This window comes from Micromonospora sp. 4G55 (assembly GCF_016803375.1).
Genome location: NZ_JAEVHN010000137.1, coordinates 1 through 12,493 on the forward strand (window position 1 = coordinate 1; position 12,493 = coordinate 12,493).

10 protein-coding genes and 1 pseudogene are annotated in these 12,493 nt (G+C 70.4%); 5 read left to right on the top strand and 6 right to left on the bottom strand.

Going from position 1 to position 12,493, the window contains the following annotated elements:
* Nucleotides 1-70: 70 nt before the first annotated feature.
* The gene (locus JNW89_RS14080) at nt 71-691 is read left to right on the top strand and encodes an LUD domain-containing protein (protein ID WP_238449278.1); all 621 of its coding nucleotides are present in this window, start codon (nt 71-73) and stop codon (nt 689-691) included.
* A gap of 34 nt (nt 692-725) precedes the next feature.
* Here the strand turns inward: JNW89_RS14080 and JNW89_RS14085 are convergent, their stop codons facing one another.
* The 6 genes and pseudogenes from JNW89_RS14085 to JNW89_RS14110 all read right to left on the bottom strand — a co-directional run bounded on the left by JNW89_RS14085 (nt 726) and on the right by JNW89_RS14110 (nt 7,872).
* Complete coding sequence (locus JNW89_RS14085) at nt 726-1,904, bottom strand: ROK family transcriptional regulator (RefSeq protein WP_238449279.1); 1,179 nt, start codon at nt 1,902-1,904, stop codon at nt 726-728.
* A gap of 117 nt (nt 1,905-2,021) precedes the next feature.
* Nucleotides 2,022-3,359, bottom strand: a complete 1,338-nt coding sequence (locus tag JNW89_RS14090; protein ID WP_238449280.1) for a sugar ABC transporter substrate-binding protein — start codon at nt 3,357-3,359, stop codon at nt 2,022-2,024.
* Between the two features lie 140 nt (nt 3,360-3,499).
* Nucleotides 3,500-3,979, bottom strand: a complete 480-nt coding sequence (locus JNW89_RS14095; protein WP_238449281.1) for a glycoside hydrolase family 95-like protein — start codon at nt 3,977-3,979, stop codon at nt 3,500-3,502.
* Between the two features lie 23 nt (nt 3,980-4,002).
* Nucleotides 4,003-5,915, bottom strand: a pseudogene (locus JNW89_RS38755) (glycoside hydrolase N-terminal domain-containing protein); the annotation flags it as partial.
* A complete protein-coding gene (locus JNW89_RS14105) occupies nt 5,912-6,811 on the bottom strand; it encodes a carbohydrate ABC transporter permease (RefSeq protein WP_238449283.1) in 900 nt (299 codons plus the stop codon). The gene JNW89_RS14105 and the pseudogene JNW89_RS38755, both read right to left, overlap by 4 nt.
* Nucleotides 6,808-7,872 carry a carbohydrate ABC transporter permease gene (locus JNW89_RS14110; RefSeq protein WP_238449284.1) on the bottom strand — a complete coding sequence of 355 codons (1,065 nt, stop codon included), beginning with the start codon at nt 7,870-7,872 and terminating at the stop codon, nt 6,808-6,810. The genes JNW89_RS14105 and JNW89_RS14110 overlap by 4 nt, the downstream gene beginning before the upstream one ends.
* Nucleotides 7,873-7,928: 56 nt before the next feature.
* Between JNW89_RS14110 and JNW89_RS14115 the strand changes: the two genes are divergently transcribed.
* The 4 genes from JNW89_RS14115 (at nt 7,929) to JNW89_RS14130 (ending at nt 12,277) form a co-directional block, all read left to right on the top strand.
* Nucleotides 7,929-10,133 (top strand): alpha-galactosidase, encoded by a 2,205-nt coding sequence (locus tag JNW89_RS14115; protein ID WP_238449285.1) that lies wholly within the window; start codon nt 7,929-7,931, stop codon nt 10,131-10,133.
* Entirely contained in the window at nt 10,130-10,789 is a 660-nt protein-coding gene (locus JNW89_RS14120) for an SGNH/GDSL hydrolase family protein (RefSeq protein ID WP_238449286.1), read from the top strand. The genes JNW89_RS14115 and JNW89_RS14120 overlap by 4 nt, the downstream gene beginning before the upstream one ends.
* Nucleotides 10,790-11,314: 525 nt before the next feature.
* A complete protein-coding gene (locus JNW89_RS14125; protein ID WP_238449287.1) occupies nt 11,315-11,674 on the top strand; it encodes a VOC family protein in 360 nt (119 codons plus the stop codon).
* 189 nt (nt 11,675-11,863) lie between these two features.
* Nucleotides 11,864-12,277 (top strand): hypothetical protein, encoded by a 414-nt coding sequence (locus JNW89_RS14130; protein ID WP_238449288.1) that lies wholly within the window; start codon nt 11,864-11,866, stop codon nt 12,275-12,277.
* The last annotated feature ends 216 nt before the right edge of the window (nt 12,278-12,493 follow it).

A 12,493-nucleotide genomic window follows, 5' to 3' on the forward strand; every position in this document is an offset into this window, starting at 1 on the left:
GGCGTGGACGCGGTCGCGCGACGCACCGCTGCCCGGCGCCGCAGACCTTCCGGGAATGGTGGGACAAGCAGTGAACGCCCGAGACGACATCCTCGCCCGCCTGCGGGCGGCGCTGGTCGACGCGCCGGCGCCGGTCGACGTGCCGCGCCACTATCGCCGCGTCGCCGAGTCCGTCGAGCTGATCGAGCTGTTCGTCGACCGGCTGGTGGACTACCGCGCGGTGGTCCACCACGGTCTCGATGCCCTTGCGCGTCTGCTGGCCGGCCTCGACCGGCTCGCGGTGCCCGACGACATCCCCGGGCACTGGCTGACCGGCTTCGCCGGGCGGGTCCGCCGGGACACACCCCCGCTGTCGCCGGCCGAGCTCGACGGCATGGACGCCGTGCTGACCGGCTGCGCGGTGGCGGTGGCCGACACCGGCACCATCGTGCTGGACGCCGGTCCCACCCAGGGGCGCCGCGTGCTGACGCTCGTCCCCGACCGGCACATCTGTGTGGTGCGAACCGGCCAGATCGTGGGCCTGCTGCCCGAGGCCGTCGCCCGGCTCGACCCACGCGCACCGCAGACCTGGATCTCCGGCCCGTCGGCGACCAGCGACATCGAGCTGAACCGGGTGGAGGGGGTGCACGGGCCCCGCCGACTGGATGTCGTCCTGGTCCCCGACGCCGCCGTCACCGCAACCGGCCGCTGACGACGACGGCGGCGCCGGACCGAACGGGACCCGGTCACGCTTCAGATCCGGTTCTCCACCAGCCGCCGAATGGCCGAGGCCGCGGCGCCGCGTGCCCAGTCCTCGAAGGTGTGCGGGCGGTGACGATCCGGCAGCGGCCCGCCGCGCCGAAGGCGTGCTCGGCGAAGGCGGCCCGCAGGTGCGCCTCGAAGAGGTCGAAGTCGCTCACCGCCTCGCCACCGATGATGACGAGTTCGGGCCCGGCGAGGTTGACCAGTGTCGCGATCGCGGTGCCGATCACGGTCGCCGCCTGCTCGAACGTCCGTACGGCGACGGGGTCGCCGCGGTGCGCCAGGTCGAGGACCTCGTCGATCGACAGTTCCCTGCCGTGGCCGCGCGAAGCCTCGGCGACGATGGCGGGGGTGCCGGCGACCGCCTCGACGCAGCCGCGGCGGCCGCAGGGGCAGATCCGGTCAGGTGAGGTCAGCGGAAGGTGTCCAATCTCGCCCGCGACGCCGTAGGCGCCTTCGACGACCTCGCCGTTGACGTGCAGACCGCTGCCGATGCCCCGACCGATCGTGACGATCGCGAACGAGGCGGTGCCGACGCCCACGCCGAACCAGTGCTCGCCGATCGTGAGGGCTCGGACGTCGTTCTCGACCAGGACGTCGCGGTCGAGGCGGCCGGTCAGGATCTTCGCGAGGGGCACCTCGGTCCAGCCCATGATCGCGGACTCGCGGACGACGCCGCTGTGCGCGTCGACGTCGCCGGAGACGGTGACCCCGACGGCGCAGATGCGTTCGGCTCGCCCGCCGAGCGTGTCCACGAGGGTGGTCGCGCTCGCCTCGATGGCATCGACGACGGCGTCGAGCTCCGTGGAGTGCAGTGGCCGCCGGTCGCTGGCGAGGACGCTCGTCGTCAGATCGGTCGCGACGCCGACGATCTCGTCGGCATTGACCTTGATGCCGATGAAGACCAGTGAGTCGGCAACGACCATGAGGGGGTTCGCCGGCCGCCCCGGCTGCCCGTCGCGCTGCGACTCGAGCTGGTTGGAGACGAGGCCGACCCCGATGAGTGGTGCGACCGCCTTGGTGACCGCCGCCTGCGAGAGTCCGGTGAGCCGGGCGATGTCGATGCGGCTGATCGGGCCCCGCGTGAGGATGCTCCTGAAGACGTCGGCCGCCGCCGCGGACGCCCCTCGGAGCAGCGAGACCGCGGCGACTGCGTCGTTCATTCCGGGATTCCTCTTGGTCGGACGCCGGTCAGGGCGTGGTAGCGCGTCGTCCGGGCACCATCGTAGTCAGCGAGCGGGGCGGAGCCGGCATGCGCCGACTCCGCCCCGGCATCGCTGTTACTCGGCGAGGATCTTCTCGGTCTTCGTGGCCATCTCGGGGAACACATCCTTGTCACGTTCGCCGCTGAAGTACGCCTCGAACATCGGCTGGATCGTGTCGGAGAGCTCCTGGCCGTTGGCCGTCGGCGGCGCCGGGTACAGCTCGCCGTTGTTGAGTGCGGCGACAAAGCCCGACAGGTCGAGCCCCTGCGCCTTCTGGGCGTCGACCGCGACCTGGAGCGACTTGGCGATCGACGGCAGGAACGTGGCGTCCGCGCCGGCGGCCGACTGGCAGGCCTCCGAGCCCATGTACGTGACCCACTTCCAGGTCGCGTCGAGGTTCTTCGTGCCGGCGTAGATGTTGTTGGCGTTCGAGTTGCTGATCATCGAGCGGCCCTTGGGGCCCTTGACCGTCGGCGCGACGCCCACCTTGGCGCCCGGGATCTTCGTGATCGAGGTGGCGTCCCACGTGCCGCCCTGCACCATCGCGACCGACCCCGAGCCGATCTGCTGGCTGCCCGCGACCGTCAGCTGCCCGAACTTGGGCATCAGGCCGCGCTCGCCGAGACCACGCACGTACTCCAGGGTCTTGACGAAGTCGGGGTTGTCGTACGGCAACCGGGTCGGCCAGGCCGGCTTGTCACCGAGCCGCCAGCCGAGGGTCGACACGAACGGGTTCCACGAGGTCTGCCCGTTGAAGTCGGCGGCGGCGAGGCTGCCGATGCCGTAGGTGGCCACCTTGGTCTTGTCGAATCCGGGCTGGTCGCCGCGGACGCCGTTCTTGTCGACGGTGAGGCGCGCGACGACGTCGTCGAAGGTGCCGCCGTCGTCGGGGTTCCACGTCATGCCCGTGATGTCGGCGTCGGTGAGGCCCGCCGCGGCGACCTTGTCCTTGTTGAAGTAGATCGCGGCGGCCGCCCAGTCCAGCGGGATGCCGTACTGCTTGCCGTCGGTGTACTTCCACGAGTCGACGCCGATGTCGAAGACCGACAGGTCGTACCCGGTCTTCTTGATCTGGTCGTCGAGGGCCAGAATCTGCTTCTGCCCGGCGTAGGCGCCCAGCAGGGGGACGCTGTTCTGGAACGCGTCGGGCGCCGCGCCCGAGACGAAGCCGGCGGTGAGCTTTGTGAAGTAGTCCTCCACGCCGTACTGGGAGATCTTGACGGTGATGCCGGGGTTGGCCTGCTGGAAGCCCGGCAGGCACTTCTGGTATGAGGCGGCCTGGCGCTCGTCCCAGGTCCACCAGTTGACCGTGCCGCCGCTGCTGCTGCCGGAGTCTTCGCCCTTCGAGCAGGCGGTGAGTGTGACGGTCAAGGCGACGAGCGCCAGCACCGCCGCGATCCGCTTCGGTTTCACGAGTTCCTCACTATGGGTGGCGGGGCGCCGTCACTGACGCCCGGTTGGGTGGGTGTGGGTGTGGTGGGTCTGCGGCGCCGGCGCGTTCGTGCGCCTGGCGGCGGAGGCCGGCGGCTGCGATGCTGCCGCCGGCCGGGGTGTCAGGTCGGCGCGGGATGGTCGGCCGGCCGTAGCGAGACCTCGCTGTGTGCCGGGACGTCGAGTTCGGCCAGCCGGTCGCCGTGCTCGACGACGACCCGGTGGGGGGCGCCGCGAACATCGCGGATCACGGCGCTGTCGACCGCGCCGTCGGCCCAGGCGAGGTCGACCTCGAGTCCGCCGCGTACCCGCAACCCGGCTACCCGGCCGCTCGGCCATTGCGCGGGCAGTGCGGGCAGCAGCCGGATGCGGCCGTGGTGGCTCTGCACGAGCAGCTCGGCGATCGCCGCCGTGAACCCGTAGTTGCCGTCGATCTGGAAGGGCGGGTGCGTGCTGAACAGGTTCGGCAGGAGCCCGCCCCACTCGGATCCGTCGACGGGGGCGAGCCGGCGGTGGTCGCGGTCGAACGGGGTGCTCGCCTCGAGCAGTAGCGCTCGGGCTTCGGCGGCGTCGCGAGCCGGGCTCGGAGCGCGATCTTCCACGCCCACGACCAGCCCATCGCCCCGGGTCCGCGGGCGTCGAGGAAGCGGCGCGCCGCCTCGGCGAGTTCAGGCGTGCGGACGGGGTCGATGAGATCGAGCGGGTAGAGCGCGACCATCGGAGACAGGTGCCGGTGGTGCGGGGCCTCGTCCGCGACATCCGTCGACCATTCGCGCAGCCGGCCGTCGGGGCCGACCTCGAGCTCGGGGAGACGTTCGAGGGCGGCGGCGAGGTCGCGGTCGAGCGGGTCGTCGAGGCCAAGTACGGCGATGGCGGAGCGGGCGCGCTCGAACAGCGCTCGGATGAGGGCGATGTCCATCGTCGTCGAGACGCTGAGCGCTTCGGGCCGTCCGTCGGGGCCGACGAACAGGTTCTCGGGCGAGGTCGAGGGGATGGTGCGCAGCTGGCCGGTCGCGGGGTCGTCGACGAGCCAGTCGAGGCAGAACAGCGCCGCCCCGCGCATGAGCGCCACACGGCGTGCTCGAGCAGCTCGGGGTCGCCGGCGAACTCGTAGCGGTCCCAGAGGTTGTGGGTGAGCCAGACGCCGCCCATCATCCAGATCGCCCAGCTCGGGGCGCCGTGACCCATGCCGACCGGCAGGCTCCAGCCCCAGAGGTCGCTGTTGTGGTGGGCGACCCAGCCACGGGCGCCGTACAGGCGGGCCGCGACGTCGGAGCCGGTGCGCGCAATGCGCCGTACGAGTGCGGTCAGCGGTTCGGTCGAATCGTCGAGTCCGACGATCGGTGCCGCCCAGTAGTTCATCTGGGTGTTGATGTTGATCGTGTAGTTGGACGACCACGGCGGTCTGAGCTCGTCGTTCCAGATCCCCTGCAGGTTCGCGGCGGGGCTGCCCGAGCGTGACGACGCGGCGAGCAGGTAGCGGCCGTACTCGGCAAGCACGGTCGCCCGGAGGCCTTCGTCGTCACCGTGCAGGATGTCGCACTCGACGTCCCAGGTGCCGACGCGCCGGCCGCCGATCGCGAAGCGCGCCCCCGAGGCATGCTCGCGCACGTCGGCGAGATGCTCGGCGAACCGCTCGTGCGCCGTCTGCCGCAGGGCGGCCGTGACGTTCGAGCGGGCGCGCTCCCGAATCTCCTCACGGGAGGAGCTCCGCCAGCCGGTGCCGTCAGGGTCGGCCCACCACAGTCCGGCCCTGCTCGACGTCGACAGTGCGATCAGCAGCCGGCTCGCCCCGCGGATCCGCAGGGTGTCGCCGGCGGAACCCACGGTTCCGTCGCTTCGCAGCGCGAGCGCCGCGGCCGCGAAGTGGTCGAAGCCGTCGGCTTCCGGGGACAGGTAGCGGTGCGCCGGCTGCACTGCGGGCTCGTGCAGGGGGGCACCGTCGATCGGCGCGACCACGTCGAGGGTGATGCCGGTCGCGGCGGTGTCGCGGCCCGCCTCGCGCAGGCGCGTCGACAGGCGCAGGTCGACGTCGAGCACCGGCCGGTCGGCGAGGTACTCGACGAAGAGACAGCCGGCGGGCGCGGAGACGAAGGTGCGCCGCGTGGCGACGGCGCCGTCGATCACGAGCGGTTCGGTCACGTACGCCTCGTCGAGGTCGAGGACGCGGGCGGGCCGGCCTTCCGCGACGGCCGCGCCGCGCGTCTCGAGTTCCAGGTCGACGAAGGGCAGGAACTCCTGGGAGTACGGGCCCTCGAAACCCATCAGGAGCGCTTCGGCGCGTCGGAGGTCCCCGGCGTCGATCGCCGACCGGATCTCGGCGAGGCGTTCGGGTCCGGCTCCGCGCGCGACGAGGTCGGCGAGCGCGTCGGCCGGCCCGTCGGGGCGACCCGACCAGATGGTCGCGTCGTTGACCTGGATGCGGGCCTGAGCGCCGCCGAAGACCATGGCGCCGATGCGGCCGTTGCCCAGCGGCGTGGCCTCGGCCCAGTCGCGCGCGGGTTGCCGCCAGGCGAGGCGGAGCGTCTCGGCCGTCACTTGATCCCCGAGAAGCCGATGGAGTTGACGATGCGCCTGCCGAAGACCATGAACAGCCCGAGCATCGGCAGGGCCGCGACGAGGGTCGCCGCCATCAGTCCCGCCCAGTCGGGTTGGGCCTGCGGCGACGACTGCTTGAACACGGCCAGCGCGAGGGTGAGCGGTTGCACGGACTCGTCACTCGTCACGAGCAGCGGCCAGAAGTAGTCGTTCCACATCCCGATGAACCCGAGGATCGACAGCGTGATCATGGGCCCGCTCGTCATCGGGAGGGTGATGCCGAAGAGGATCCTGATGCGGCCGGCGCCGTCGAGCAGGGCCGCCTCCTCGGTCTCGGTCGACAGGCCGAGCATGAACTGCCGGAGGAAGAAGATGTTGAAGGCCGAGAAGAGCGCCCCGGGCAGGATCATCCCGGCGAAGGTGTTGAGCAGGCCGAGCTCCTTCACAAGCACGAAGTTCGGCAGCAGGGTGAGGATGCCGGGAACCATGAGTGCGGTGAGGAAGAGGCTGAACATGAAGTCGCGGCCCCGCCATTGCAGGCGCGCGAAGGCGTACGCGGCGATCGTGGAGAAGAACACGATGAGCGCCGTCGAGACCGTGGCGTAGATGAGGGAGTTGACGAGGAAGTGGCCGATCTCGACCGATGCGCCCGAGCCGCCCTCGGCGATGGACTCCTCGGTCGTCGCGAGCCCGAGCACCCGCTTGAAGGGTCCCCAGGTGAAGCCGACGGGCAGGATCGAGGCCGGGTTGGCCATGAGCGCGTAGTTGTCGGAGAGCGCGGTGCGCAGGATCCAGTAGAACGGGAAGATCGTCACGAAGAGGATGCCGATGAGGTACGCCCAGGCGAGGGCGCGACCGGTGGTGAAGCGGCGTCGGCGGGTGGCGGGGGTGCTCATTCGCTGGTGTCCGATTCGCTCGCGCGCAGCAGGCGCATCTGCAGGAAGGTGATGACGATGAGGATCGCGAAGAGGGCGAACGACATCGCGGAGGCGTAGCCGAAGTCGAACTGGCCGAACGCCTTGCTGTAGATGTACATCTGCAGCACGTTCGAGGCGTTGGCCGGGCCGCCCTTCGTGGTGACCTGGACGATGTCGAAGACCTGGAACGCCCCGATGACGTTGAGCACGAGCACGAGGGCGAGGATCGGGCGCAGCAGGGGCAGCGTGAGTCGGCGGAACATCTGCAGCTCGCTCGCCCCGTCGATGCGTCCGGCCTCGTAGACAGTGGCCGGGATGGTCTGCAGGCCCGCGAAGATGATGATCGAGGTGTAGCCCATCTGCTTCCACACGTTGATGAGCGCGATCGACGGGATCGCCCAGCCGCGGGAGCTCAGGAACTGCACGCCGTCGCCGCCGAGCGCCTCGATGAGGATGTTGACGATGCCGAGCTGGGTGTCGAGCAGCCACGACCACACGGTCGCGGCGACGACCGCGGAGATGAGGAAGGGCAGGATGATGAGGCCGCGGACGACGGTCGAGGACGTGAGGCGGTGCAGCACCGCCGCGGTGACGACCGACACGGCCATGCTGAGGGTCACCGAGAGCAGGACGAAGTAGACGGTGACGCCGAGCGAGGACCAGAAGACCTCGTCGTCCGCGAGCTTCACGTAGTTGTCCAGGCCGACCCAGGTGGGCGGGGTGAGGACCTGGAAGTCGGTGAAGCTCAGGTAGAGGCCGCGCAGCGTCGGGTAGACCGCGAAGACGGCGAAGCCGATGAACGAGGGTGCGATCAGGACCCACGCGAGCCGGGCGTCGCCTCGGTGGGCCGGGGAGTTCGCGTTGATCGGGCGGCGGAGCGCCCTACGGCGCCGCGCCGCCTGTTGCGGTGGCCGCGTGTCGCGAGCCGTTGATTCCAAGAGCGCCATTGGTCTTCCTGCTCCCGCATGTTCGACCTGTCGTGCCGGCTCGGCGGCGAGGTGCCCGATCTCGTCCTGCGCTTGCCGGGCCAGACTAAACATGATTAATTTACGGCGTCAAGTAACTCTGTTGTAACCGTCCACGGAGGCCGTGACCCATGCTTTCCGGCGCCGAAGCCGTACTCGCCCTCCGTGCCGGAGGCACCGCTCTCATCGTCGAGGTGCGCCATCCCACCCCTCGAGTCCTGCACTGGGGGGCGGATCTCGGAGACCCGACGGAGGTCCACGGGGAAGACCTCCGGCGCACCGCGGAACCCGCCGTCCTCAACAACTCACCCGACGAACCCCGGGTCCTGTCCGTGTGGCCGAGCGAGTACGACGGCTGGTCGGGCACGACCGCGCAGTCGGGGAACGCGGCGGGGTACGCGACCACCCCGCGGCCCGTGCTCGAATCGCATCGCATCGACGTCCCCGACGACGGAGTCGGCGGCAGGATCGAGTTCGGATTCGTCGACCGGGTGACGGCCTTGCGGTCCTCGCTCGTCTACGAGCTGGACCGCTTCGGCGTGCTCGCCGTGCGGATGAGCATCGAACGCGACGCCGCTCTCAACCCGTCGACCGGCGGCGCCCCGTACACGCTCGACGGCCTCCTCGCCCTCATGCCCGTGCCCGAACGGGCCACCGAGCTGCTCGACTTCACCGGGAAGTGGTGCCGTGAGCGCGCCCCGCAGCGCACGCCGTTCGGGTTCGGTACGCACGCACGCGCCACCCGTCGCGGCAAGCCCGGGCACGACTCGCCCTATCTCCTCGTCGCCGGCACGCCGTCGTTCGGCTTCGGCCACGGCGAGGTCTGGGCGATGCACCTGGCGTGGAGCGGCGAGCAGCGCTATCTCGCCGAACGCCTCCCCGAGGGAGCCGGTGCGTTCTCCGCCGTCATCGGCGCGGGTGAGTCCCTGCGCTCGGGTGAGGTCCTGCTCGCCGACGGCGACCGCTACGAGGCCCCGACGGTGCTGTTCATCTGGTCCGATGCCGGCACCGACGGCCTCGCGGATCGCCTGCACCGCCGACTGCGCAGCCGGCCGAACCACCCCTCGACGCCCCGGCCGCTGGTGCTGAACACCTGGGAGGCCGTCTACTTCGACCACGATCTCGACCGGCTCACCCAGCTCGTGAAACGCGCCGCGGAGGTGGGCGTCGAGCGGATCGTGCTCGACGACGGCTGGTTCCACCGCCGCCGCCAGGCCGACGCCGGCCTCGGCGACTGGTTCGTCGACCGCGACGTGTGGCCGGACGGCCTCGGCCCGTTCGTCGAGGTCGTACGCGCTCACGGCATGCAGTTCGGGCTCTGGTTCGAGCCCGAGATGGTCAACCTCGACTCGGAACTCGCCGAACGGCATCCGAACTGGATCCTCGGGCCGAGCGCCGGTCTCGGGCCGAGCTCCAGACAGCAGCACGTGCTCGACATCGCCCGCCCCGACGCGTACGAATACCTCCTGACCCGCATGGACACTCTCGTCCGTGAGCACTCGATCGACTACCTCAAGTGGGACCACAACCGCGACCTGCTCGAGGCGGTCAGCCGTGCGGCGAACGGCGACCGGCCGAGCGCCCGCCGGCAGACGCTCGCGCTCTACCGGCTCCTCGACGACCTGCGCGAACGGCATCCGGGCCTGGAGATCGAGACCTGCTCCGGCGGCGGCGGGCGGGTCGACCTCGGCATCCTCGACCGCACCGACCGGGTGTGGGCCTCGGACTGCAACGACCCGGTGGAACGCGTGCAGATCGAACGGTGGACGCGGGCACTCGTGCCGCCGGAACTGATCGGCTCGCACCTCGGCTCGGCCCGGGCCCACACCACCTCCCGCACCACCGACCTGTCGTTCCGGCTCATCGCGTCACTCACCGCGCACCCGGGCATCGAACAGGACCTCACCGCCGCGAGCGACAGCGAACTCGCGACCATCGCCGCGTGGTCGCGGCTGTACCGAGAGATCCGGCCGCTCCTGCACACGGGACGGGTGGTCAACGCCGACCTCGCTGACGACGCGACCGCGCTCTACGGCACCGTCGCCCGCGACGGCTCGAGGGCCTTGTTCACCTGGGTGCGGTTCCAGACCTCCGCGGCCGGTCAATCCGGCCGGGTCCGCTTCCCCGGACTCGACCAAACCGCCCGCTACCGGGTCGCCATCCGAGAGGAACTCGGCGCGGCGAGCCGGCACCAGGGGCGAGACCCCGAGTGGGTGGCCCGCGCCGCCGAACACCCGATCGAACTCTCCGGCGCCGTGCTCACGGGCGCCGGCGTTCCCATGCCGACGCTCAACCCGCAGCAGGCGATGCTCATCGACATCGAAAGGATCCCATGAACAAGCCGACCATCCTCTTCGCCGGCGACAGCGTCACCGACTGCGGACGGCGTGAAGACCCAGCCGGGCTCGGAGACGGATACGTCCGCCGGATCGCCGCGACCCTCAGCAGCGAGGCGCACTGGCTCAACCGCGGCATCAGCGGCGATCGGAGCCGCGATCTCCGCGAAAGGTGGGACCGGGATGTGCTCGCGGCGCGGCCGACGATCGTGAGCGTACTCGTCGGCGTCAACGACACCTGGCGACGCTACGACAGCGACGACCCCACCCCAGCGGCGGACTTCGAGGCGAACTATCGCGCGCTGCTCGAGCCGCTCGCCGCCGACCGCGTCGGACTCGTGCTCATCGAGCCCTTCCTACTTCCGGTGCGGGCGGAGCAGGTCCCCTGGCGCGACGACCTCGAACCAAAGATCGCGGTCGTACGGAGCCTCGCGCGGGAGTACGGCGCCGCGCTCGTGCCGGCGGACACGGCCCTCAACGCCCTCGGCGACGCAGCCGGCCTCACGCCCGACGGCGTACACCCGAGTCATCGCGGTCACCAGGTGCTTGCGACGCTGTGGCTGGAACACGCGGCTTCCCAGTTGACGGCGGTGCTCCGACGTCGGGGTGACGCGCCGCCTCGCCCCATGCCCGAAGCTCCGGTGCCCGCGAAATGATCGGCAGGACGAATTGCAGCTTGCAGCCAGGTAAGGACATCAGCTCGGGTCCGACAGGCGCGGTCGCAATCAATCACGTCGTACCGGGCCGCCTCGAACGCGGCGTGGATCATCTTGTCGTCGAGGAGACCCACGGTGGTGGGAGCCACGTAGGCCGGCCAGAACAGCGGCTCAGTCAAGAACGGTGCACCGTCAACCAGCGGATCGTCGTCGTACCCAGCAATCCGCACCACCGCCCAATGCCGCCTGCGAACGAGTCACGCGACCCAGGGGCCGATGCGTGGCAAATGCGTGGGCACCTGGCGGGTGTCACGCAGGTCCTGATAACGATCTGACTGGCGCCTACAGAGGGCGGGCGCGGATGCCTTCACAAGCGGAAGCGTCCGAAGCGGTGCGGCCAGGTTCGCGTCGGCCGGCTGCCGGCCGTCGCCGAACCGGAGTCGGCATCCGACACCTCGATGAGTTTCGCGGCGATGGCACGTATGCCCTGATGGGTGGAAGCCACTACGATCAGCAGGAGCAGCGATGACGACCGTTCAACCCATCATCAGTACGCCAGACCTTGCCCGCCTGCAGGCCTTCTACGAGCGCCTGCTGGGTGCCGTGGAGATCCGGCGTTTCCCGGATGACGGCCAGCCGTTCTTCGTGGGCCTCAAGCTGGGCGACTCGCAGCTCGGGCTGGTCGAGCAGCCGGAGACCGATCTGTCCACGCCGCCGCGGATCCTTCTCAGTGTGGACGTCGACGACATCGACGGCCTACTGGAGGAAGTGGTGGCGGCCGGTGGGCGGGTGCTCGGCCCGCCGAACGACATGCCATGGGGCCAGCGGGTGGCACATGTGCGCGATCCTGACGGCAATATGATCAACCTGACGCGCACCCTTTGATGACAGGTTGATGACAGGCGGCTAGGTTGCCGCCGGTTTGATCTGTCGACTGCCAGCGGTATGGGCACAGCAGCAGCCGGTAGGGCGACCGGTGCCGGCACGAGCAACTCGGCGGCCGGCAAAGCTGTTCTTGCGGGTCGAAACGCGACGTCACGGTCGGCGGGGTCCAGCGCTACGCTCCGTCGGAGGTTGGCCGCGGTCGGGTACGCGGCTCAGGCGGGTCTGTTCCTCTCCGCCTTGCAGCTGATGGACGCCTCGCTGTTGTCCCTGATCCTCTACACCTACCCGGTCCTGGTCACCGTGACCGCGGTAATGCTCGGCCGGGACAGGCTAGCCGCCGGGCGGTCCGCCGCGCTGGTGGCCGCGTCGGGCGGAACGCTGCTGGTCCTGCTCGGCGCTGGCGGGGTCAACTTCCACCCGCTCGGGGCGCTGCTGGCCTTCGGTTCGGCGATCACCTACACCATCTACATCCTCGTCGCCGACACTGGCCGTGGACGAGATCCCCGTCGCGGTGACCTGCCGGGTGTTGGGCTTCAGCCCGCAGGTCTACTCGCGTGGCGCGCCGCTCCGGTTTCACGGCGGACGGGGAGGAAGCCCATTTGATCAACGCCGCCCTGGGACATCCGCCACGACGATGCACCGCCGCAGCTGTCTCAGGTCCGCCCGGCGCCGGTCGTCGTCTCGTCCGACGGCTCCGGCGGCGACGCGCGATCCGTGCGCTCCCGCTCCTGTCGCCGGCGGTCCCGCCGCCGGGAGACGAGCGCCGCGAGCAGTAGCGACCCGGCGGCTGCGGCGCGGCCCCACCGGCGCAGGGCGACG